Source organism: Colwellia sp. (assembly GCF_013215345.1).
Lineage (GTDB): Bacteria > Pseudomonadota > Gammaproteobacteria > Enterobacterales > Alteromonadaceae > Colwellia.
The window spans coordinates 26,709-51,615 of record NZ_JABSOV010000016.1 but is presented as its reverse complement, the minus strand read 5'-3'; the positions used below and the strand labels follow the sequence as shown (position 1 = coordinate 51,615).

At 39.7% G+C, this 24,907-nt stretch carries 18 protein-coding genes and 2 pseudogenes; 14 read left to right on the top strand and 6 right to left on the bottom strand.

Translation table 11 applies throughout. The features are described 5' to 3' along the window. Nucleotides 1-8: 8 nt before the first annotated feature. A complete protein-coding gene (locus HRT50_RS03465) occupies nt 9-2,207 on the top strand; it encodes a DUF3488 and transglutaminase-like domain-containing protein (protein ID WP_291611360.1) in 2,199 nt (732 codons plus the stop codon). Between the two features lie 192 nt (nt 2,208-2,399). After that, on the top strand, nt 2,400-2,759 hold the full coding sequence (locus tag HRT50_RS03460) for a hypothetical protein (protein ID WP_291611358.1): 360 nt from the start codon (nt 2,400-2,402) through the stop codon (nt 2,757-2,759). Between the two features lie 590 nt (nt 2,760-3,349). On the opposite strand, the gene HRT50_RS03455 is transcribed toward HRT50_RS03460, so the two are convergent. Next, nucleotides 3,350-4,828, bottom strand: a complete 1,479-nt coding sequence (locus HRT50_RS03455) for an NAD(P)/FAD-dependent oxidoreductase (protein WP_291611356.1) — start codon at nt 4,826-4,828, stop codon at nt 3,350-3,352. Nucleotides 4,829-5,567: 739 nt separating this feature from the next. Between HRT50_RS03455 and HRT50_RS03450 the strand changes: the two genes are divergently transcribed. From HRT50_RS03450 to HRT50_RS18830, 9 genes and pseudogenes are all read left to right on the top strand, one after another. After that, nucleotides 5,568-7,133, top strand: coding sequence for a long-chain-fatty-acid--CoA ligase (locus HRT50_RS03450; protein WP_291611354.1), 1,566 nt, complete (start codon nt 5,568-5,570; stop codon nt 7,131-7,133). Nucleotides 7,134-7,224: 91 nt separating this feature from the next. Further along, nucleotides 7,225-7,995, top strand: a complete 771-nt coding sequence (locus tag HRT50_RS03445) for an enoyl-CoA hydratase-related protein (protein WP_291611352.1) — start codon at nt 7,225-7,227, stop codon at nt 7,993-7,995. A gap of 253 nt (nt 7,996-8,248) precedes the next feature. Continuing rightward, nucleotides 8,249-8,353, top strand: coding sequence for a hotdog domain-containing protein (locus HRT50_RS18835; RefSeq protein WP_367238754.1), 105 nt, complete (start codon nt 8,249-8,251; stop codon nt 8,351-8,353). Between the two features lie 461 nt (nt 8,354-8,814). Then, complete coding sequence (locus HRT50_RS03440) at nt 8,815-9,771, top strand: SDR family oxidoreductase (protein ID WP_291611350.1); 957 nt, start codon at nt 8,815-8,817, stop codon at nt 9,769-9,771. A gap of 23 nt (nt 9,772-9,794) precedes the next feature. After that, nucleotides 9,795-10,973 carry a lipid-transfer protein gene (locus HRT50_RS03435; protein WP_291611348.1) on the top strand — a complete coding sequence of 393 codons (1,179 nt, stop codon included), beginning with the start codon at nt 9,795-9,797 and terminating at the stop codon, nt 10,971-10,973. A gap of 15 nt (nt 10,974-10,988) precedes the next feature. Continuing rightward, nucleotides 10,989-11,438 (top strand): MaoC family dehydratase N-terminal domain-containing protein, encoded by a 450-nt coding sequence (locus HRT50_RS03430; RefSeq protein WP_291611346.1) that lies wholly within the window; start codon nt 10,989-10,991, stop codon nt 11,436-11,438. Nucleotides 11,439-11,449: 11 nt separating this feature from the next. Next, nucleotides 11,450-11,851 (top strand): MaoC family dehydratase, encoded by a 402-nt coding sequence (locus HRT50_RS03425; protein WP_291611344.1) that lies wholly within the window; start codon nt 11,450-11,452, stop codon nt 11,849-11,851. 55 nt (nt 11,852-11,906) lie between these two features. Then, nucleotides 11,907-13,046 carry an acyl-CoA dehydrogenase family protein gene (locus HRT50_RS03420; protein ID WP_291611342.1) on the top strand — a complete coding sequence of 380 codons (1,140 nt, stop codon included), beginning with the start codon at nt 11,907-11,909 and terminating at the stop codon, nt 13,044-13,046. A 98-nt stretch (nt 13,047-13,144) separates the two neighbouring features. After that, a pseudogene (locus HRT50_RS18830) lies at nt 13,145-13,464 on the top strand (DUF2834 domain-containing protein). Between the two features lie 492 nt (nt 13,465-13,956). Here the strand turns inward: HRT50_RS18830 and HRT50_RS03415 are convergent. From HRT50_RS03415 to HRT50_RS03395, 5 genes are all read right to left on the bottom strand, one after another. Next, nucleotides 13,957-14,802 (bottom strand): universal stress protein, encoded by an 846-nt coding sequence (locus HRT50_RS03415; protein WP_291611340.1) that lies wholly within the window; start codon nt 14,800-14,802, stop codon nt 13,957-13,959. Beyond that, complete coding sequence (locus tag HRT50_RS03410; protein WP_291611338.1) at nt 14,792-17,248, bottom strand: MMPL family transporter; 2,457 nt, start codon at nt 17,246-17,248, stop codon at nt 14,792-14,794. Before HRT50_RS03410 ends, HRT50_RS03415 begins: the two co-directional genes overlap by 11 nt. Nucleotides 17,249-17,260: 12 nt before the next feature. Next, nucleotides 17,261-18,421, bottom strand: a complete 1,161-nt coding sequence (locus tag HRT50_RS03405; RefSeq protein ID WP_291611336.1) for a YCF48-related protein — start codon at nt 18,419-18,421, stop codon at nt 17,261-17,263. A 133-nt stretch (nt 18,422-18,554) separates the two neighbouring features. Beyond that, the gene (locus tag HRT50_RS03400) at nt 18,555-19,922 is read right to left on the bottom strand and encodes a DUF1329 domain-containing protein (protein ID WP_291611335.1); all 1,368 of its coding nucleotides are present in this window, start codon (nt 19,920-19,922) and stop codon (nt 18,555-18,557) included. A 57-nt stretch (nt 19,923-19,979) separates the two neighbouring features. Continuing rightward, on the bottom strand, nt 19,980-21,599 hold the full coding sequence (locus HRT50_RS03395) for a DUF1302 family protein (RefSeq protein WP_291611333.1): 1,620 nt from the start codon (nt 21,597-21,599) through the stop codon (nt 19,980-19,982). Nucleotides 21,600-22,053: 454 nt separating this feature from the next. Between HRT50_RS03395 and HRT50_RS03390 the strand changes: the two genes are divergently transcribed. From HRT50_RS03390 to HRT50_RS03380, 3 genes and pseudogenes are all read left to right on the top strand, one after another. Further along, nucleotides 22,054-23,175, top strand: coding sequence for an NAD(P)-dependent alcohol dehydrogenase (locus tag HRT50_RS03390; RefSeq protein WP_291611331.1), 1,122 nt, complete (start codon nt 22,054-22,056; stop codon nt 23,173-23,175). 304 nt (nt 23,176-23,479) lie between these two features. Further along, nucleotides 23,480-23,650, top strand: a pseudogene (locus tag HRT50_RS03385) (rubredoxin); the annotation flags it as partial. After that, complete coding sequence (locus HRT50_RS03380; protein WP_291611382.1) at nt 23,636-24,901, top strand: FAD-dependent oxidoreductase; 1,266 nt, start codon at nt 23,636-23,638, stop codon at nt 24,899-24,901. The pseudogene HRT50_RS03385 and the gene HRT50_RS03380, both read left to right, overlap by 15 nt. Nucleotides 24,902-24,907 lie beyond the last annotated feature (6 nt).

The following is a 24,907-nucleotide window of genomic DNA, read 5'->3' as shown; positions in this document are numbered from 1 at the left end:
GTAAAAAAGTGTCAGCAGATGCTGTCGGCGGCGTTAAAATGCAGACCAAGAGTAAAGCCAAAAGCAACTTTGACCTAAGCCGAAAAAATGCTTGGCTACTTTGGCTGTGTCAATGTTTGAATATCTCAGTAATTGCGTTGGAATTAAGTACTTGGATGCTAGCGATTATTGCTTTGTCATTGGCATGGCAAGCATTACTATTACATCAAGGACGAGAAAAGGGTAACAGCCTATCTAAAAATAAAACCGTTTCTGGCCACACTCATCGACAAAATAGTCGCCAGAATAGTAGACAAGGTACTAATGTCTCGCCCATAGTTTTGGGCATATTTGCTTTATTAGGTTGTGTGGCCATCGTTATTACTGCAAAAGAGGTCGGTATTCTAGCTAGTATGCTGCATTTGCTTTGTTTTTCTTATGCGCTGAAAGGTTTTGAATTACGCTCGCGTAGTGATTTTTATCAATTACTGCTGTTAGGATTATTTGTCTTAGCGGCGTCACTCATATTTAGACAAGATCTAGCATTTTCCTTAATAACTTTCGCCTTACTGGTGCTGACTTTAGCGGTATTACTGCAGTTTTTCTCCTTCGAAAAAACTTTTGTTACTAACATCAAAGTGGTGGTTATTTTACTTTGCCAAAGTGCGATTTTGGCTATTGTACTGTTCTTAGTCTTTCCTCGATTATCGCCTTTTTGGCAAGTGCCGTTAGCAAAGTCGGCAGAAACAGGCTTGTCAGATACGGTTAAACCCGGTGATATTGCTAATTTAACCCGCTCGACCAAGTTGGCCTTTCGCGCTGATTTTGGTCAACAAAAAGTGCCTAACTATTCACAGCTATATTGGCGCGCCATGGTGCTAGAAGAATACGATGGTAGGCAGTGGAGCAGACAACATAAGTTCACTCGAAATAAAACTGCAGCAGCGGCTAAAAACTTTAGCTTTGATAACAGTGCAACTGGGGTTTCACCCTTAAGCTATCAGGTTCTTGTCGAGCCGAGTTTTCAAAAATATTTATTTGCCTTAGCACCATCGGTAGTGACGGGTGATGCAAAGGGTATCCAAGCACAAGCCGATCACACCTTTAATAATTCCAAAATAATTAGCCAGGCTAAATCTTATCGTTTAACTAGCTATTTAACTGCGCCACTAACATTAGAATTAACTAAGCAAAGTCGGCAACTAAACTTGAGCTATCCACAAGGCAGTAATCCAAGGCTTGAGCAATTGGCGCTGCAGTTACAGCATAATTATGTGGATGTGCAGGCGCGAGCCCAAGCGGTATTAAACATTATTAATAAAGAAAATTACTCTTATACTTTGCAGCCGCCATTATTGAAAAATAACAGCTTAGATCAGTTCTTTTTTGATACCCAAGCAGGATTTTGTGTACATTATGCCAGTGTGTTTACTTTTGTCATGCGGGCCTCAGGCAGCCCTGCACGTATGGTTACTGGCTACTTAGGCGGTGAATATAATGGCGTGACTAATACAGGTGATAATACCGGGAAATTAGCTAACAAAGGTCATTTAAGTATTTATCAATATGATGCCCATGCTTGGTCTGAAATTTGGGTAGAGGGTAAAGGCTGGTTGCGTATTGACCCAACCAGCTCGGTAGACCCAGAGCGGGTAAACTCAGGTTGGTCAACTCAGTTATTACAACAGCAATCGGAGCTTAATAATGATTTATTTAGCTTATATCGGATGAAGAATATTGCTTGGCTAAATGCATTGCGCCTACAATTTGATGCCCTTGATTATCAATGGACCCGCTGGGTTATTGGTTTTACCACCAAGCAGCAGTATGATTTATTCAAAAACTGGTTTGGTCAGATGGTTTCTTGGAAATTGGCCTTGATTATTGCCGTATCCTTAGTTATTAGCATGTCCATGCTGATGTTGTTTTTACACCTACTAAATCGTAGTAAAACAAAACCACAATCATTAACTAAGTGGCAAATACTTTACCAAAAATCGATGGCGAAATTGGCAAAGCAGGGCATGGATAAACCTTCTAGCATGACAGTTAATGACTTCGCCAAAGAAGTTCGTCAGCAATGCCCAGAATTAGCGATAGTTTTTACCCGACTCAGTGCTAGTTATAATCGATTGTGCTACCAAACGTTATCAACAAATGAACAAGAAAAATTGATGCTAACAATGCAGCAACAATATCAACACTTTATCCAAGTACTAAAAAAGTAGCGATAAAAATTCGCTCGTCTTTATTCATAAAGTTGAAACAATTAGCCGTTACCTTAAAGAGTACAAGATAGATATTTCTTGTTGAATGGCAATATTTTTCCTAAATTTAATGTAAGACCAAGTTAATACTAATACAAAATACTTGGCTGAATTATCATCAATAGAATAGTTATTAATTACGGAGTGTTTGTTATGCCACATATTCCAAGTGATTATGAAAATGTTTTTGAAAAAAAAATGAGTTGGGCCGAGCGACAAAGAATGGCTACACTCGTAGCAGTCATCAGTTACTTCACCTTAATTGGTTGGGTGGTTGCCATGGTTATCTATGATAAACATCAATCCTCCTTAGCCAGCTTTCATCTACGCCAATCGTTAGGACTTATTATTACCGGCGCCGTGCTGTCATTAATTCCCTTAGTGGGTTGGATACTCAATATTGGCGTCTTATTGGCATGGGCAGTTGGACTCTATGGTGCGATTAGAGGACTCGAAAACAAAGTTCCTTTACTCGGTGGTTTTTATCAACAACATTTAGACTTTATTAAGTGACTCTATCATTTGCCAACATGAATTTACTCTAAGCTGCTATTCTGTTGGCACAACTTACTGACAATAAAATCCCAAAGAGCATAGGGGAATTAGCTTGTTGCCCTAAGCTCTTAGCCTTACTTTAATATTATAAATAAAGCGATACCCAGGTAACTTTATAGGCTTGTAATTGTAGAAGCTAAATAAAGATAGAAATAAATTTCACAATGAAATTTTTTTATTTAAAAATGTGCCAAAAATCTAAATGAAGATGGAAACTCGCAATAATATTCCAGTAATTTATTTTATAAAATATATGGCCATTCACTGTCGTTTAGACTAGCTGATCTACCACAGAGTAGACCCTCTCTACATCGAAAAAATTATCTCAGAATAGATCATTTTGGCTACGAAAGCTGACGTTAATAAAAAATAAATTTTAAAACTTAATTTGTTCTGGTGGCATAAAGAATTAGATGAAATCAAAGTCTGCTTTATGAACACACAGCGGACATATATTTCACACTTCTATGGCGGGATGAGGCACTTAGCGAGCTAGCCAATCTGTCAATTCATGGCCAAACGAATAATAATATGCGGCTTGTTTGATATCATGACTCTTCTTTCAGTAAGCATCGTCCTCTTGGCTCATCACCTTCATGAAGTACAACATCGGAATGTAGGAACTGTGCAGCCTCTGCTGAGCCTTTCACTTTAGAAGCACTGCGGGTCAACATTTCTGCTTCAAACTCAGTTAATACACTTGCTCTTACACCCGCTTCGCGCCATTGAGACATAGGTCTACATCCTATGGATATGCCCCGAGCCAATGATAGGGCATCTAACAGAGCTTGATTTGCCCCTTGCCCTTTAAATGGACTCATCGGGTGGGCTGCATCGCCGATCAAGGTTACTTTATCTGATTTTTCCAGCCATTCTGCACTGAGTAATTCACGGTCATAAGCTGGGTAACCAGAAACTAGCGATGACTTAGTAGCCGATAAAATTTGAGGAATGGGATCATGCCACTGACACCTTTTAGAGGCTTCTTCTTTAAGTGCTTGAGGACCTTTAGCGCTCAAGGCCTTAGCATCCTCTTCTGGTATAGGGAAGCTAAGTTGCCACATTACCGACTCTGAATCATAAGGCATGATGTAGATTCGCTCATGGCCATTGGCGGTTTGAAATACCGTAGCCGAGTCGAGCAAAGGGCTTTCAAGCCCGTTGAGATCAGCCAAAGGACAGATACCTAAAATCACAATACAACCTAGGTATTGTAGCGGTCTTAACTCATCTCCAATCAATAATTTTCCTACCGAACTGCGGATACCATCGGCACCCACAACAAGGTCTGCCTTAACATGCTTTATTTCTGCGCTGCTCTCGTTCTTGGTCTTTCCCTTAGTGTTAACTTTAAAGCTCAAATCAACAGGGGCACCTTTAGTTTCCTTAAAATCGACGAATTGGTGATCCCACTTAACAGCATCATGACCTCCAAGTTCTTCAAGCAAAGCAAAGCGTAAAGATTGGCGGGCGATATGTATATTTGTGCGTTTCACCGAGGTCTTTAACTCAGACGGCAACCACTTTCTTATGCCCCATTCTCCAATCTCTTTGCCATCAGTGGTGTGTACCACATGTCTTGTAGAAATTACGCCATGCTTTAGTGATAAAATCCCTAATCCTTCGATTGCTTTACTTGCCTGTTGCAACGTGAGGCCATACCCTTGAGATCGAGCACCAAAGCCGCTATCACGTTCATAAAGTGTAAAAGGAATACCGCGGTGTTTACATGCTACAGCCAAAGCTACTCCACCTATGCCACCACCAATAATAGCAACGTGTGGGTAGCTTTCTGTATCGGCTATAGGATGACTAGCTGATTGAACTAAGCCAGAGCCGCTACAGTTCAAACAATCATAGAGGTGACCTTTCGGTCGAACGGGGGGCGTGCCTTCGCTATTCATTTCTTCAAAGTGCGCTAACGCTCTTTGAAAGTTGAGCTTCACTTTTTTGCGCAGCTTTCTCGTTTTTTTTCCGCGTCCCTGACACTCCTGACAAGTAGTCCAATTATGCTGTGTTTTTTCCAATTTTTTTACCTTTTGGTTTCGCCAGAGATGACTCAGTCGCAATGTATAAGGGGCATTTTAACCGATACATGGATGCTAGCCTAATAGTAATATTGTAGACATGATTTATATTACATTTAGGCTAAGTTAACTTGATAAAAAGTTAATTACATTTCAGTGGTTCAAAGATAGGGCTAAGGTTGAACTCATAACCTATATCGGTCATCAACTGAATTAGTGAATTCCGAATGAAGTAGCTCTTTTGTTAAAGACTTCATGGTGAGCATAGCGGAATAAAACCAGTCTGAATATCAAACGTCAACTTTACGATCATATAGCGGGCATACTCTTATTAGTTCTATCTGACTATGGGGCACATAACGCCATAGAATTAATCTTAACTTTGTACTATATGAAAGAAAATGTATTTTGTGACAAGGTGAAAGAACTTTATGCACCTCACAATGAGCAAACTCAACAATCAAACTAACAATGCTCTCTATAAATCACACGGCTAACCATAGTTGCTATAAAAACAAACTTTAGTTTGTTCATTATTTATTTATAACTAGGCAAGCTATCTACTATTATAAATTTGTTTTTGTACGTCTGTTTTATTGATGTGCTGTAGCAAAAAAATATCGATACATTGTTTGATGCTTATTTAAAATTGAAGCGAAACGAGCAATGTTCTTGCTAGGCTGATTGTGACCTGAACAAGGTTTTACAGGCTTTAGTTTAAAAAAAAAGGCGTTATAAAATGAACCTAACACAGCTTTTACACCGTAATGTATTGCTTCGTCCTGAGCAGGAAGCGATATGTTATCAAAACCAATCTTTAACTTACCGTGAACTGGTGACGCGGGTTGCATGTTTGGCAGGTGGTCTACGTAATATTGGCCTTAAAGAAGGAGAATGCTTACCTTTATTGTCAATGAACTCTTGCCGGTATTTAGAATATTTATTTGCTGTCCCTTGGGCTGGAGGTTTCTACAATTTAGTAAATGTGCGCTGGAGTATTGCTGAAATTTCCTACTCATTAGTTGATTCTGGTGCTCGGTTTCTTGTTGTTGATGATACTTTTGCGCCAATGGTTGCAGAAATAAAAAAGAAGGTACCACTGTTAGAATGTGTAATTTATGCTGGGGATAGTGAATGTCCTGAAGGTATGGTCAGTTATGAAGGCTTGGTGGCAGAGTCAGATCCGATTGAGGATATGTATCGCAATGGCGATGATCTTGCCGGAATTTTTTATACAGGCGGTACAACGGGTTCACCTAAAGGCGTTATGTTAAGTCATACCAACTTAATGGTATTTGCATTAACAGCTAGCCAAATGACCGGATTGTCTGCTGAGCCTCGTTGGTTAAATTGTGCACCACTGTTTCATATAGCTGGTCTTGGAATGTTGTTGATGTCTTTTCTTTTGGGTGGAAGTCAAATTATATTACCTGCGTTTATTCCTGCAGAGGTGATGAAAATAATTAGAGAAAAGCGTGTAAGCGATATGCTACTTATACCTACCATGGTGCAAATGTTGTTGGATGATCCATCTTTCAATAAAGATGATTTTGAGATGGTGCAAAACATTATTTATGGTGCCTCTCCTATGCCTCTGGGGACGATGAAAAAAGCATTGGAAGAATTGCCTAAAATTGGTTTTGTTCAAGGTTATGGTATGACCGAGTGTGGTTTAATTTCTATTTCATCGAAAAACCACCACACTTATGAAGCAATTGAATCAGGAAAAATTAAAAGTGCTGGCATTCCAGGGCTTGTCCAACAAGTTCGTATGGTAGATGAGCAAGGCTGCCCGGTACCAGCTGGAACTGTCGGGGAAATTACGGTTCGTGGGCCTAATGTTATGGCGGGTTACTGGGGAAAACCTGAATTGACGCAAAAAACTATTATTGACGGCTGGCTTCACACTGGAGATGGAGGATATATCGATGAACAGGGCGATATCTTTGTTGTTGATCGTGTTAAAGATATGATCATCTCTGGCGGAGAAAATATCTATTCATCTGAAGTGGAGACCATTGTTTCACAACACCCATATGTTGCTCAGTGTGCGGTAATCGGTATTCCCTCTGCTGAGTGGGGAGAAACAGTTCATGTTGTTATCGTACCTGCTCCTAATGTTGAAAATAGCGAAATTTTGACAACCAAACAGTTACGTAGTTTTTGTAAAGAGCATATTGCAGGATATAAATGTCCTAGGTCTATTGCTTTCATTGATGCTTTACCTATTTCTGGCGCAGGTAAAGTACTTAAAGCTGAGTTACGTAAATTTTATTGGAAAGATCGTGAAGCTCAGGTGTCTTGAACACGTCAATAATTTACTTGAACCAACTGTTTAACCTGTTGATAAAAGCTCAGGTTATAAATAAAAATCATAATTAAAGAGGATATGTTTAATGACACAGTTTGATAGTGTAATTGGTTTTGAGCGTCACCCTAACGGTGTTGCTGTTTTGTCTATGCTTAAGAAAAAAACGCTTAACGCGCTTGATGTTAATTTATTGGTTGAATTGTTAGCAACGCTTAAGGAAGTAGAAAGTGACGATGATGTTCGCGTAGTTATACTTACTGGTGTTGGTCGAGGCTTTTGTTCTGGTGCCGACTTGACCGGTGGTCTATTACAAGAAAACGCAGATAGACTGGAAAATTGGATCAGAGAATTTGCTAACCCAGTTGTAGAGTTTATACAATCAATGTCCAAAGTAGTAATCGCTGCTGTTAATGGTGTTGCTGCTGGTGCAGGCGTTAGTCTTGCGCTGGCCTGTGATATTGTTTTTTCAGCTGAATCTGCTCGTTATTTTTTTAGTTTTGCTAAAATTGGTATGGCTATGGACATGGGCGCATCATGGATGCTTAACCGAAGAATAGGACCTATGCGCACGGCTGCATTAACCATGTCAGCTGACTTTCTTGATGCGGAAAAAGCGCAGCAATGGGGACTTACATACGAAATGGTAATTGATGCAGATTTAATGCCGAGAACTTTAGGATTTGCTAGTCAAATTGCTTGCCAGCCAGCTCCTGCTTTGAAGGCACTTAAATCACAGATAAAATTTTCAGATACTGCTACGTTATCAGAATCGCTTGAGTATGAAGCTCTAATTCAGGGAGTGTTAGTGCGAACTGAGCAGGCTCAACAACTCATTCAAGAATTTTCAGATCGATAAATTTTTAAGCTGAAATAATCGTAAGGTAATAATATGAGAATTTGGAAAAAGAAGGCAACAATTAAAGAAATTAATAAACTTTCAGAAAATACCTTGGTATAGAAGTCATCGAAATTGGTGATGATTTTAAAACAGGTACTATGCTAGTTGAGTGGATAAAACATCAACCAATTGGCTTTCTGCATGGATGTTCGCCGGTCACCCTGGCTGAAACCTTGGGCAGTATTGCAGGTACTTAAGCAGCCGAAAAACCATGCGGTGTGTGGGACTTGAGATGAATACCAATCACCTAAAGAAAATGAAATACGGCAAAGTGATTGGCACAGCGAGGCCCACTCATATTGACAATACGACTTAAGTTTGGGGGTATTCATATTAACAATGAAGCTGACGAATTTTTTGTATCTCAGGTATTACATTAGCTGTTATAGAATCTAAATCTTGATAAGTAACCTGTCATAGAACATCTTCTTGAAAGACTCCATTAATGCTGGAATTAATGGAGTAATGACTATTCCAGCGAACTCTTTTTCTTACAGAAAATTCGTTTTATAAATTTACAATATCTTTCAGGTAAAATAATTTATTTTAAATCAGTCTGATATACCAGTAAAAAATAACCTCCTAGTTTAATTTAGTGCAGAAAACCAACGAAAGTTTGTTGTTTGACTTTCTCAGATGAATGAAAATTTTGTTGAAAATACTTAGCTAATTAAAACTTGCTCCTTAATGCTTTTAAACAAGTAGTAGGAAACTAAATATGATTTTTAGTCTTTGTCTCTCAGTAAGGTTATAGCTGAAACTAGATAAGTTTTAATAATGAATAACTCCGTTAGCAATAAGAGGAAGATAAAAGTGAATGATATCCGTTTTGATAAAAAGGTTGTAATTGTAACTGGCGGTGGCGGTGGCTTAGGCCGTGCGTATGCCCTTGAATTTGCCAAGCGTGGCGCGAGTGTAGTGGTAAATGATCTTGGTGGTACTGGTAGTGGTGAAGGATCAAGTTCAGCAGCTGCAGATAAAGTGGTTAACGAAATAAAAGCATTTGGTGGTGAAGCCGTTGCTAACTATGACTCTGTGGAAAATGGAGAGAATATCGTAAAAACCGCAATCGATAATTACGATCGTATAGATGTTGTGATAAATAACGCCGGTATTTTACGTGATGCTAGTTTTGCCAAAATGCAGGACAACGATTGGGACATCATCTATAAGGTGCATGTTGATGGTGCTTATAAAGTCACTAAGGCTGCATGGCCGTATATGCAAAAACAAGGTTTTGGTCGCATTATATTTACCACCTCAGCAGCAGGTATTTATGGCAACTTTGGTCAAGCAAACTACAGTTCCGCTAAATCAGCATTGACTGGCCTGGGTCGTACGCTAGCTATTGAAGGTGGACGTAAGAATATTCTATCTAATATTATTGCCCCTATAGCAGGCTCTAGATTAACGGAAACCATTTGGCCAGAAGAAGTATTAAAAGCGACTAGTCCAGATTTTGTGGTGCCTTTAGTGGTAAAACTTTGTGCACAAGACAGTACCGAAAATGGCTCTGTGATTGAAGTTGGCGCAGGCTGGTTTAGTAAGCTTAGATATCAGCGTTCACAAGGCCTTGCATTGGGTACAAAAAATCCAATAAGCGCCGAACAAATTGCACAGCAGTGGGATAAAGTTTGTGACTTTACCGATGCAGATGTGGCTGAGTCAATTGTTGATACCTTTAACGCTGTTAGTAAGTATGTTGGTATTGATCTTTTGAATGCCAAGAAATAAACCAATTTTTTAGGATATATAAAATGAAAAATGTACGTATCGCTGGTGTTGGAATGATTAAGTTCACTAAACCAGGAAAACAAGAACCTTATCGCGTAATGGCGTCTAAAGCTATAAAGCTAGCGCTTACTGATGCTGGTATTAACTATGATAAAGTGCAGCAGGCTTTCGCCAGCTATATTTATGGTGACAGTACCTGTGGACAGCACGGTCTTTATGATGTTGGCAAAACAGGCATCCCATTAGTCAATGTGAATAATAACTGTTCCTCTGGCTCCACAGCACTGTTTTTAGCTCGTCAGGCAGTTGCCTCAGGCGCGATTGAGTGCGCACTAGCATTTGGTTTCGAAGAGATGCAACGCGGAGCATTGGGTAGTCATTGGGAAGATCGTGAATCGCCTTTTTCTAGTATGCTTGGAGCGTTAGATAAAGCAGCACCAGAAGCACCCCAGGGACCGTTAGCGTTAAGGCTGTTCGGACAAGCAGGCACCCATTACATTGAAAAATACGGTGCCAACCCTAACATTTTCGGTAAGATTTCAGTCAAAACACGAAGCCATGCGGTGAAGAATCCCTATTCACTTTTTGATAATCCATTGACGCTTGAAGAAGTAATGGGTGCCCCTGTGATTTTTGAACCCTATTTAACTCGACTTATGGCGTGTCCTCCCACTTGTGGTGCAGCAGCGGTTATCGTTTGTAGTGAAGCTTTTGCTAAAAAACACGGTATAACTGCTGATGTTGAGATTGTTGGTCAGTCGATGGCAACCGATTTAGCTGACACTTGGGATAATCCTATCGACTTGATAGGTGCCAAGATGACTGCTAAGGCTGCTCAAGAAACTTACGAGCAAGCAGGCATGGGCCCTGAAGAAGCTCAAGTGGTCGAGTTACATGACTGTTTTACTCCTAACGAAGTGATCACTTATGAAGGGCTAGGTTTATGTGGCGAAGGCGAGGCGGAGAAGTTTATTAACGATGCTGACAATACTTATGGTGGTAAATACGTTGTTAACCCTTCAGGCGGTTTGATGTCTAAAGGTCATCCAATAGGAGCTTCTGGTTTAGCACAGGCTACTGAGCTGGTTTGGCATCTACGTGGTGCAGCGGGTGACAGACAGGTGCCGGGTGCTCGCGTGGCATTACAGCATAACTTAGGGTTAGGTGGTGCAGCAGTTGTGACTATGTACCGTAAAGTATAAAAGAAGGATTACATTATGTTAGATCGCAGTAAAGTTGGCCATGAATTTGACTCATTCAATGTTGATATTGAGAAAGGACGACTGAAATTTTTTGCTGAGGCGATAGGTGAAACTAATCCCGTATATTTCTCTGAAACGGCCGCACATGATGCTGGATATAAAGCGATGCTAGCAGCACCAACCTTTCCATTTCCATTAGATATGGAAGGGCCGGAATTATTGCCCGTATTGAACTTTTTAAGTATGGATATTAGCCGACTTCTTCATGGTTCTCAGGAGTTTGAATACTTAGGCATGATTTACGCAGGTGATAACATCACAGTAACCTCCAAGATTAAAGATATGTTTGACAAAAAGTCTGGAGCGCTAGAATTTGTTGTGTTGGAAAGCACTTACACAAATCAAAATGGTGACTTGGTTGCAAGAGCAATTAATTCACTGGTTTATCGTAATCCAAGTGTTTGAGGAAGATAAGAATGTCTGATATTACAATAGGAACTGCAATCCCATCATTAACACTACCGTCGATTTCTCGTACTACATTGGCGTTATATGCAGGTGCTTCTGGAGACCATAACCCTATACATATTGATAGTGATTTTGCTAAAAAAGCGGGTATGTCTGATGTTTTTGCCCATGGCATGTTATCTATGGCTTATTTGGGGCGTATGTTAACCAACTGGAAGCCTCAATCTCAACTACGTAAATTTAGTAATCGCTTCGCAACAATAACCCAATTGCAAGATGTGATCACCTGTAGTGGTACGGTAGTTGAATTATTTGAAGAGGGTGGTGAACAGCGTGCTCGATTAGAAATTGTGGCGGTTAATCAAGATGATGTTCGCACGCTAATAGGTGAGGCAGTTGTTGCCTTATAAAGACTGTATTGTGATAGCAGTATAGTTAAATACTAATTAAAAATGAGGAGTCGTTATGAAACGTTATTGTTACGAGCATGAGCATATAATGTTCCAAGAGGCATTTCGATCGTTTCTACAGCAAGAAGTTGTCCCTTTTCGAGATGAATGGATAGAAGCAGGGCTAGTGCCTAGAGAAGTGTATTTTAAAGCCGGTGAACATGGTTTTCTGATACCTCAAGCACCAGAATCTCTGGGAGGTGTTGGCATTGATGATTTTCGTTTCCAGCAGATTGTCGCAGAAGAGATTGGTTTATGTGGTGAAACAGGATTTATGCCACAACTTCACAGTACGATGATCGCCCCGTATATTCTTAATCATGGTAGTGATTACCTTAAAGAAAAGTATATTCCAAAAACGATCACTGGCGAGTACATTCTTTCTGTCGCAATGACGGAGCCTGATGCTGGTAGTGACTTGGCTGGTTTACGATCCTGCGCGGTCGATAAGGGGGATCATTATTTGTTGAATGGCAATAAAACTTATATCTCTAATGGAATCTGTGGTGATCTTTTTGTTGTAGCAGCACGAACCAACCCTGAAAAGCCTCGCGCAATCAGTTTGTTTGTTGTTGAAAGCAATTGGGATGGCGTAAGGGTTGGTGCAAAGCTCAAAAAGATGGGGATGAAATCTCAGGATACTATTGAGCTGTTTTTAGATAATGTCAAAGTGCCCAAGGAAAACCTGATTGGTGAAGCGCACCAAGGTTTTAAATATTTAATGGGAGGGTTATCCAAAGAGCGTTTGATCTGTGCTATTCAGAATATCGGAATGGCGGAATATGCTTTTAAATTAACGAAAGAGTTTGTTAGTAATCGTAAAGTCTTTGGTAAGCCACTTTCACAAATGCAAAATACACAGTTCAAGATGGCTGAACTGCGGGCACGAATTGATATGGCACAGGCCTTTGTTGATGCAATAGTTAGTAACACTAACCGGGGGGAACATGATTCTGTTGCCGCCTCAAAAGCAAAATTACTGACCAGTGAGTTATTATGTGATGTTGCTGATGAAGGGGTTCAATTACATGGTGGGGCGGGGTATATGGATGAGTATCCTATCTCTCGCGTTTTTACTGATTCGCGAATTACCCGAATATTTGCAGGAACGTCAGAAATTATGAAGTTGATCATTGCTCGATCTATTTTTGAATAATCCATTCTGTATTTGCAAACTTTATTTACGGGTAACTTAATAGGTAGCCCGTATTTTATTGCAAAAAAAATAAAGTGAAACCTTTCTATAAAGCTGAGATGTTTGACGTGATTTTCTCAAAAAATTGTCATTGTGTATATGCACTTGCAGCAATAACAGGTGCTTTAAGTACCTGGTATTTTAACATTAGTTTTATGATGTTCTATAAAGCGTTTTCTATTAGCCAATTTTTTGCAGACAACTATGTAAATTCTGTTCAGCGTCTATTAGAAATGTTCTGTGGGTTTGTGTATTTACTTTCTTTTTTTTGTCGTACTTTGAAGCAAAGCGAATAAATATGAAAGTTTGGTGGCTATATCTTATCTTAACCTTAAGTGTTGCAATTGCTTTCCCTTTATTTCCCTTGATGCGAGAATGATATTTATCATAACTATTGTGATAAGTGTCAAACAATACCTAAACCACCTTAAGGTGCAAATGTCTGGCTTGTATTTTTCCGGTCAGGATGTATTGGTTGTTGGCCATAGGCGCAGTTACTGCGAGTAAGGTTCTCTGTTTTCTGCTCGCAGTAACTATGTGGCGTAAAATTAGGTTAAAGTAGCCTCTGTAGGCTGGTTTCCTTTCTGTTGGCTAAGCGATACATACCTAGCTTAATGTTAGTTGATTTTGTCCTAAGCTTGGATAGTTGGCTCAAGGTATTTCTGTTATAAATAAGCCGAGGCCATCAGCCCTACACGAATGAGTTAGCCATTTTAAAAAGAAGATCGTATTTATTTTCTCAAAATTAATATCGCTACATGTAAGTCTTTAAACTCACTAAAACCATCTTAGAAGTCGAATAAATGTTACCAATCAAAGTGTCTGAAACTTTGATTGGTAACAGGTATATAGTAATCCCAAAAGTAAAGGGTTACTCAGGAGGTAAAATTAATATATCTGTTTTTAGCCGAGTTAGGACTTGTTCGGCCGTATTACCTAGCAAAATCCCTTGTAACCCTGAGCGTGCAACTGTACCTAAAACGACCATTTTCGCTTTGATTTTCTCTGCGACTTGAGGAATAAGCAACTCAGGTGGACCTTGAACGATATGAATTTGGCTATCAGGGATCTCATGGTTCCCTAACATTTTGTGACAAGCACTACGATAATCTGACTCTAATAAAGTTGGAACTTGATCACTTTCTGAGCCACTTTGCATTATCGATGGGTAGGCACTCACTAAATGACGCTGACCATTACTTACTTTGGCAAGTAAAAGGCCGACTTTAATTACATGGGCATTGAGAACTTGATGTTCACTGTCGTTTGAATTAGCATTAACACAGCATAAAAATGGGCCACCATCCTCCCAATTATTATTTGCATTTACCATGAGCACCGGGCAGCGACTGTTGCGTAATAACTTCCAGTCATCGGATAGAAAAACGTGATCAGTTAAACTGGGTTGATGAGGTTGCTTTATTAACCAACCGAATCCGTGTTCATGCTGAGCACGTAATATGGCTCGTAGTAAGTTATTTTCATCGCTGATTTCGATGGATATAGCGATACCTTTTATTGCAGCTACGCTCAATTTTTTATTAAGGGTCGCCATCAGCTTTGGGATGGCATGCTTTTTTCTAATTAATGCGGTAATAGTGCTCCCTAACTGCTCGGCGAGACGAACAGCTTTATTAAGCGCTATTTGTTCGTCTATATTAGGGTTGATGATGACGAGAATATGCCTATTGAATTGAATGTTATTATTACACAGCATGTTTATTATCTCCCTCTCGAGAATGGTTAGATATAGTCATTTGAACAACATCAACTCCAGGGCTTGATGTTTTAGTGGATGTTAATGGCGCGTTTTTTTTGTGTAATAAACTGGCAATAGCTGGTAGAAAAACCAGTGCGCCAATCATATTCCAGATAAACATAAAGGTTAGTAAGATCCCCATATCGGCTTGAAATTTTATCGGTGATAGCACCCAAGTACCTACACCAACCCCTAATGTTAACCCAGTAAAGGCAACCGCCTTACCTGTAGTTTTTAGTGTATTGAAATAAGCATCTTTGAGGTTCATACCTGCATTTAAATAAGTTGCTAGTTTACTGTAAATGTATATACCGTAATCCACACCAATACCCACACCGAGTGCTATTACTGGTAATGTGGCTACCTTAACGCCAATATTTAAATAAGCCATTAATGCCTGACAAAGCAGTGATGTTAATGCCAGTGGTAACAAAATACAGATGACAGTGCGAATTGAACGGAAAGTAATTAAACAAAGGAGCCCTACTACTGCATATACCCAGAATAGCATTTGATACTGTGCTTTTTTGATCACTATATTGGTAGCCGCTTCAATACCGGCATTACCCGCGGCAAGTTTAAACGTTAACCCCTTTACCTCTTTAAATTCATTGATGAAGGCTTCCGCCTTGGCCACTACAGCTTCGAGTGTTTCCGCCTTATGGTCATTGAGATAAATAAACACTGGGGTTAAACTACAATCAACGTTGAAGGTGCCAGGGCTGGCTGTAACAGAGGCTTGATCCAACAGCGGTTGATTGCGGTTTAGCGCTAACCATTTGATGTTTCCTTCATTGTAACCAGTCATCATCTGTTTCGTGTGATCCACAAGCGAATGGCCTGACTGTACCCCTGGTAACTGCTGCATTCGCCACTGTAACTGATCAATAGCGTCGAGTGTACGGTAGTCAGAGCACTTTTCTTTCTCTGATTGCACCATTATCACAAAGATATCCGCACTGGTGGTGTAGTTGCTGGTAATAAAAGCGTTATCGAGGTTGTAACGAGAGTCAGGTCGTAATTCGGGCGCTCCAGCATCTAAATCACCAATTTTCAGCCCTTGACTTTGATATATGCCAAACGCTGCTATTAGTATAGCTATAACAAGTATGAACCAAGCATTCTTTCGTTGCGTGAAGCGGGATAAAAAATGCCATAATAGGTGTTTACTGTGTTTTTCTACATAGAGTTTTTTGTTGACTGACGATTGACTTACCCCTACATAAGACATTAATATCGACAACAAAATCAGATTGGTTAAAATGATGACTGCCACCCCTAAACTGGCAGCAATAGCTAGATCCTGAATGACAGGAATGTTAATAACCATCAGCGTAGCAAAACCAACACCGTCACTGACTAATGCAATACAACCAGGAATATAAAGAGAGCGGAAGGCTCGGCGAGCAGCAAGTTCTTTATCAGACCCAGTGCTACTTTCATGAGCGATCGCGTTGATGATTTGCACCCCATGACTTATACCTATAGCGAACACAAGAAATGGTATTAACATGGAATAGGGATTTAAACCGTATCCAAGTGTTTTTAAAAGCCCTAATTGCCAAATAACGGCGATTACAGAGCATAGTATTGGAATGATTGCACTTCGTAGACAACGAGCATAGGTATATAACATTACAAAATTGATCAACAGTGCTACGACGAAGAAAATAACCACTTGGTTGGCACCTTCGATTAAATCCCCAACGACCTTGGCAAAACCTGTAATATGAATTTTAATTGTGTCTGTTTGGTATTTATTGCGTATTAATGTTTCTAGTTTTTGGGATAATGCTTGATAATCTATAGGCTTACCGGTTTCAGGATCACTTTCCATTAATGGGGCGTACACCATTGCAGATTTAAAATTATTAGCCACTAAAGCACCCACTTGCCCCGATTTAAAAATATTAGCTTTAAGTTTTTCTATCTCTGTTGGGGAGCCATCATAGGTATCTGCTATCAATGGGCCGCCAGAAAAACCATCTTCGGTGACTTCGTTCCAGCGAACGGCAGAGGCCCAAATTGATTTCATTGCGGTTCGATCAACACCTGAAATGTAGAACACTTCATCGTGGACTTGTTTTAGTACTTCTTGAAATTCTTTGGTGAAAATATCACCTTCTGTGGTTTCCACTGAAATTCTTACGGCACTGCCTAAGCCTTTAAGATCATCTTTGTGATCTAAATAGTTAGTAATGTAAGAATGAAGGGTAGGGATCATTTTCTCATAGCTAGCCTCTAGTCGAATCTGCTTAGCTTGATAACCGAAAAATAATGTCAAAAATACAAATAGCACTAACCAGATAGATCGGTGATTAAAAAATAATCGTTCAATGATTGGTTGACCAACAATATATGGTTTGAGCAACGACTGTTTTAATTGGGTATTTATAGTGCTCATAAGGTTTTCCCTCTAGGACTTATTGTTGTGTATGGGTAGGGGGTGAATTCCACCCAAGCCAACAGATAATAGGCTGTTATCAATTTTGTTTATTACGGCACTGAGCGGTAGTTTTCTAATGGTTTGCTTTAGGTGAGTCACTTTTCCTATGGGGTTGATCTGGATTGAGAAGCCACCATCTCCTACCAACACTATAGAACCATCGGCTAAACGAGTAGAGCCAAACAAACTTGCATCAATACCGGTGTTAATAGTTTTCCATGTATCACCTTTGTTAAAAGAAATAAAGGCATTGCCGCGTAAGCCATAGGCAACTAAAGCATGATCACCTGCACCTATTAATCCAAAGAAGGTTCCGTCATAAGGACTTTCTAATGAAATCCAGTTTTCACCATTATCGTCTGAACGAAATAAAAAACCTGCTTCAGCGGCAATATAAATACTATCATCCACGGGGCTAATTGCGTTTAAATGAAGAAGGTCGGGATTATTTATATGCCTAGTCCAAGGTTGCCAGCTTCTTCCTCCATCTGTAGTGTGTAGGAACAGTCCATATGCACCAATAATAAAACCTTCAAGTTCATTTCGAAACCATACATCTAGAAAAGGACGGCTAGCGCCTTCACCGAGAAACCTGTCAGTATCTCCAGCAGCGATAATTAGCTCCTCTAATTCCATCTCTAACTGATTACGCTGTTCTAGGGCGACTGTTTTAATTGCAATTTCAGCATTAGTTAGCACTGATTGTGCATGTTCGCTCATCAGCTGATTGACTTGTTCTCCATCTAGCTGTTTATGCCAGTGGATACCACCATCTAGCGTATTTAGAACTACACCATCGTGACCAACAACCCAACCTTGTTTCTTATTAATAAAATAGCTTGCTGTTAAAGTAACTCGCACAGGCACCTGCATCTGTTGCCAACTGATTGCCTCGTCTTCAGATATTAAGATATGACCTCGTTCACCAACGGCAACTAACTTGTTACCGACTTGCTCCAAATCTAGTAAAAAGCTGTGTGGTGTTAGTGAGCTGGGCAATGACATGTCTGTTAATGCGTCGTCTTGGGCAAATGTTGTTACTGAGTTAAGACACAAGTAGGCAGTGAGAGCTAAAGCAGTGAAATAGCGCTGTGCTTGATGTGGAGCTAAGTAGCGATAGATGTTCATCATACGTTATATTCTCATGGTCATAATGAATGGGATTGTTTATTAGGTTGTACTGTTAGTTTGAAATTATCGTCAGCGTGTAAAGCACAAAAGGTAAGCTAGTCATAATAACTAGCTTACCTTTATTGATTCTAATTTAACGTCGACTCATTTTTCGTACCTGAGCAGGAGTATGGAATTTTTCATCTTCACCTTCGTAAATTCTCACAGGTGCTCGGTCGACTACGTTAACTACATAGTTGTTGTTTTGAAGATCGACATGGGAGATCACACGTAAGCTTGTCACTGGTATATCATAGGCATTCAACAAGCTAGCAATGCCTACACGCCACAACTCTCCACGGCCGTCGTAGTTATCTGAAATAACTGCTGCCCAAGTATCTTCATCAAGGTAGAAAGTTCTTTTACCATAAACGTGACGTTTACCTTCAGCTAAAGTAGACTCAATTACCCATACACGGTGTAATTCATAGCGAGCATATTTAGGGTTTAAATGAAACGGTGTTTCGATATCCTCTAGCTTATTATTTTTACTTTCAAAAGCCGCTATTAGTCCGTTATTATTATAGGGAATGTACATTTCTTTCTTACCGATTAGCTTCCAATCGTAACGTTCAGGCGAACCGTTGAACATGAACACTTCGTCATAAATACTTTGCCCTGCGAACTGAGCGTTAGGTGTATCGAAGGCTATTGTAGGCGCTCTGCGCACTCGACGTTGACCCGGTATATACTGCCAAGCTTGGCGTGGCGTTTCGGCCGCGTTGACGGCATCACGAAACAATATTATTTCACCTTTACGTCGTACTGGTGTGTCGTATTCAGCGAGTAGCTGTAAAATATTACCGTTATAGTTGCTAGCATCTTTATTGGGGTTGTAGTAAGGGTAACTCTGCCAGACGATACCTCCACCTACAGTTCTTTCACCGTTAGGGTAAACAGTGTCACTACGAAAACTATACTCCTCACTTTGGCCAACCCAACGCAGGAGGTGATTCCAGATAGCTTCATGCCCATTTTGAGGGATAGGGAAAGGGTAACCACCATAGGCATTAATTACACCATTGCCAGCCTCTTTTAATTGCGCGTTTAACGCATTGTTTTTGGTGTTGTCGTATATCCACTGAGGAGCAGCTGCAGTACGGTGAGTTGGGTAAACTGGCATATAGAAAGTTTCAGGGTACTTTACAAATAATGCTTGTTGCCCAGCACTGAGTTTTTCAGCGTGCTGTTTATAGTTACTGGCATCTATAGTAAAAATGGGCTTCTCATTGGCAAATGGGTCAATACGGGTAGTACCTTCACCTTTATAGCCAGCAGGAGGGGTAGTCATGCCTCCAGTCCATTCAGGAATAGTTCCGTCAGCATTACTAGCGCGTTCAGCGCCCACAGGTGTTAGTTCAGCAGTTAATTTTGCTACTTCTTGTTCAGAAGACTTAGCAAGTGAGCCAGTCGAATGCAGTGCTATTAATGCGACTGAAACAGTAAAAATTATATTTTTCATTATTTAGTTCCTAAAATCTTAAAAGTTTTTATGATGTTTTTTATTTATTGCTCTTTGTTAGAAGCGATACTTGTAGTACAAGGCTGTGAAGTCACGGTCAGCATTTAAATGCCCAAGTTCTAACGCACCAGCATTAGCGATAATATCATCGGGGTCTGTTATGAAGTTTACGTAGGCAAGACCAAAACTGTGATTATTGAGATAATTGAAGTCAGCTTTAATTGATAGTTGTTTTGTTCCTTCTGTAAAGGTAAAACCTACTGAAGATACACCATCAAAGTCGTTTCTATAAATACCGCTAACAGCCAGATCTAGACCATTTGAAATGTTAAAGTAATCGGCTTTAACACTGATAGTTGCACCAGCGGCACTACGATCATTATCCAATGAGGCATCAATATTATTGACATCTATCCCTAAGGCTTGAGCAGTGTCCTCAGCATCAATACTCAGTACATTGTTGTAGCCTATTTCCCCCACTAAAGTGATACTGTCAGCAATAACTGTTGTACTGATCAAGTGTATTAATGAAACTTGAGCCTGGAATGTTTCAGCTTCACTAAAATAAAAGGCGCCTGGAACTTTTAGTTGTACTGGTTGGCCGTCACGGTAGGTGATTTCACCGCTCACATTGGTATCGCCAAATACGGCACTAAAACTCGCACCGAGCAATTTGATATCTTCAAAATATTGATGGGAGAGTTGTGGTCCAAAAAATGGCGGTAGTAGCTCTGGCGTAGGAACGAAATCATTGTATTCTAGCAAGTAAAAGCCAAATTCTGTGTAGTTTAGCTGTTTAGCCAAGTAACGTATTGCAACCCCCCATTGTCCTTCATCAGTTTTTTTTTCTGTAATTGGCAAACCTTTTAGATCCAGTGTGTCGCCGACGGAGCCTTGGCCCAAACCATCAGTGGCACTGAAGTATGTGCCAGGGGCATCGATTCTGACCTCTTCCCAATCGTACTGATAATAAGCTGCTAAGAAGATTGTTTTAGTGATATTTATCTCACCGTATACTTGCCCGATTGGTATAAAAATGTCTTTTAGTTCAACGCCTGGAACATTGATTTTGGTTGCATCAATAGGCCCTTGAGCTGAGGATATTCCGCCAAATACAAACAAGCTTTCTCCCCAGTTAACTACCTGTTCACCCACACGTAGGTTTAAGTTTCGCTCACCGATATCGAAGTCGTGATAAATAAAGGCATCGAGTAATTCAACCTTTGATTTATGCATGTCGATACCGTCTTGCTGAAAGCTCTTGGTACCCGTAAGAGTTGTATTGTTATAGGCATCGTCGTACCAGCCACGAACTCGAAGGAAAACTCCGCCAGAGTCATAGTTAATATCAAAATCAGAACTGAAGCTTAGTCGATTCTGAGTAATATCACCTTTTTCGAAATTTCTATTACCATCATCGGTCAAAAAGCCTGGGAGACCGCCACCGCCATTATCGAGGATAGTGTTATCAATGCTTTCTAGTCGCCACTGAGCGTCGTAGGTTAAAGTAGTATCTAAGTCTATTGTAACCCCATTGTCTAACGTGAACTCCAACGCATTCGCTTGGTTAATAGTTATAGCTAGTAAATAACTAGCTATAACAGGCTGGTGTATAAATCCAGCTGAAGATGGCTTTTTGATACGTGCTTTAACGATAGTTTTTTCGATAATATTCATAGTTATCTTCTACCTGTAGTTTTTATTATTTAGTCTACTTACAACAGAAAATTAAATTTTTTAGTTATTGTGCATTACCAACATATTCATATATTTTGAATCCTATCCTGAACAGTAAAAATTACAGTCATTCGAATTTTGAGTGCATTGGATAACATCACCCTAAAGGATCCTTTTTTACTTGAATAGCCAACCAAAGTTGGGGAAATTAAAAGTGATGGGTTTGCAAAATAAAAGAGGATTAATTTTTAAATGAATTTGTTACTTAGGGAAAACCAACGAAAGTTGGTTGTATCGGCTTGTAAGCTTGGATAGGTTTTACAGTAAATGGCTATTGTCGTGATAACAACATTAAGTACGATTATCAGGACGTAGCTATAGCAGGTGCCAAGGAGATACTCCTTACCCTAAATAATTAAAGTCAGTTTGACTCAAACAATAGGTGCGATTAACTATGATTAGTAAAGATAATAAATATGAAGCGACAGCAGCAATTGCCCGAGGCTCTTCTGAACCATTAACATTTGAAAAAGTCACATTGCAATCTCTTAGAGAAGATGAGGTATTGATTAAAATTGTTGCCTCTGGTCTTTGTCATACCGATTTGGTTTGCATGCATCAGATTTTACCCGTTCCAATGCCTATTGTATTGGGACATGAAGGGGCTGGAGTGGTTGTTGAGACAGGGAGAGCGGTAAAAGGTTTGTCGCTAGGTGATCATGTTGTTTTATCGTTTAATTCCTGTGGTGAATGTCCATCCTGTGAACATGAATTACCTTCTTATTGTTATAATTTTTTGGTAAATAATTTTAGCGGTGGCCGTAGTGATGGTTCAGGTACTATGGAACAAAATGGCGAACAAGTGAATGCAAATTTTTTCGGTCAATCTTCCTTCGCAACAATGGCTATTGCTAATGTTAGAAATACTGTAAAAGTGAGAAAAGATCTACCGCTTGAAATGTTGGCACCATTGGGTTGCGGCATACAAACTGGTGCAGGAACAGTACTAAATTCACTATCTGTTACCGATGCTAATTCGATAGCTATTTTTGGTGGTGGCGCTGTTGGCTTAAGTGCTTTGATGGCTGCAAAATTAGTAGGCGCATCTCCAATCTTAGTTATTGAACCGTTACCCGACAGAAGATCATTGGCGTTAGAACTTGGTGCTGATTATGTAATAGATCCTTTTTCGGTAGAAAATATTGTTGAAGAAATTCAACGTATTGTGGGTGGTGTCGACTTCAGTTTAGAGATGACTGGGTTTCCTGAAGTAGCCAAACAGTGTGTCGACATACTAAAACCATTAGGAACTTGCGCTTTGGTTGGTGCAGCGCCTGCTGATGCCGAAGTGAATATTAATATTATGGAAATGCTCTCTACTGGAAAAAAAATTGTTGGCATAGTGGAAGGTGATTCTGATCCTAAGGTGTTTATTCCTCAATTGATTAAATATTATGATGAGGGGCGCTTCCCTTTCAATCGTCTTATTGATTACTTTCCATTCAAGGCCTTAAATGAAGCTGTTAGAGCTCAGGAAAGCGGACAAAGTATTAAGCCTGTGCTTCGTATGGAATAGCTAATACGCACATTGTGGGATTACTTCTTTCTATAGGCCGTCTTAAATGGCAGCCTGTTTTAAGGCGTTTTATGAAACTATCCATAATTATATCCAACTTTAGTTTGTTGTTTCATTATTTATCTTCAGACATAATTTTTTTTAATTACAGTCGGTGCATGTATCGCAGCATTGTGATTTATTGAGTTCATCCTTTTAATGACTTAATAAGTGATGAGTTACTAGTGTCTTAAAATTTAGGTCTTAATGAAATAGCAGGAATAACAACTTATTTTATTAGGGGTTACATATTTAGAGGTGAAATATGAGTTATAACATTTTGGAATGTATGGTCTGTGGTTTTATCTACGATGAAGGTAAAGGTTTACCCAAAGAGGGAATACCAGCAGGGACTCGTTGGGAAGATGTTCCTGAAAATTGGGAGTGTCCTGATTGTGGAGTAGGGAAGTCAGACTTTGAAATGGTAGCAATAAGCCGAATTGCAGTCGCAGTAAATAAACAAGTAATTGATAGTGTTAAATCTGAGCCCGCAATTGCAGCAGTGGTTGAAAAACCATCTGTAATTGAAATTGACAGAAGCCGGAAACCAGTGGTTATTGTTGGAACAGGGTTAGCTGGCTACCACTTAGCACGTGAGTTTAGGAAACACGATCAGAAAACGCCATTGATAATGATTACCAGCGATGATGGCCGCTTATATTCTAAACCTATGTTGTCTGTAGCTTTTGCTAAAGGTAAACAACCTGATCAACTTGCTAGCGCAACTGCTGCGGATATGGCTGATGAATTACAAGCAGAGATTAGAATTTTTAACAAAGTTACAGAAATATATTCTGATCGTCAGCTGTTAAGAGTTGATGGAGAAATTATTGAGTACGGGAAACTGGTGCTAGCAACGGGTGCTAAGTTTGTTGAATCTTCTATTTCGGGAGATGGCATTAATAGTATTTATAATATAAATGACTTGTTGGATTATACCCGTTTTCGTACTGCAATTGTGGGTAAGAAAAAAGTTTTAATTATTGGCGCTGGCTTGATTGGCTCTGAGTATGCCAATGATTTGGTTCAGTCTGGCTATTCTATTGAAGTCGTTGAACCTATGTCTACTGTCCTAGGCACACTATTGCCACAACAAGCATCACTTGCTGTTCAAGAAAATCTTGAAAAATCAGGGGTGAAATACAACTTTGGTACGGTTGTTGAAAAAATAGATAAAACTGTAAAGGGAATAGAAGCGACTCTAACCAATGGCAAAGTTATCGAAGCAGATATCGTATTATCTGCCATTGGTGTGCGACCAGACTTAAAATTAGCTAATGTTGCCAATTTGAAATCAAATCGAGGTGTTTTGACCGACCGATCATTACAAACGAGTGCAGAAAATATCTACGCGTTGGGTGATTGTGCTGAGGTTGATGGCAATTTATTATTTTATGTTTCACCGTTAATGGAAAGTGCAAGAGTGCTAGGAAAAGTGCTTAGTGGTCAACAAGCGCAAGTGAATTATGGTGTGATGCCTATTATGATAAAAACCACACTGTGCCCAGTAGTTGTTGTACCACCACCAAAAGATTCTGATGGGGAATGGCTAGTTAAAGTGGATGGCTGTAATGTACATGCTCGCTTCATCACATCGGAAGGAAAACTTCTTGGATTTGCTCTAACGGGTGATGCGGTAGGGGAGAAAGATGTGTTAAGTTCAAAAACACAGCATATAATGGGATGAATTTTA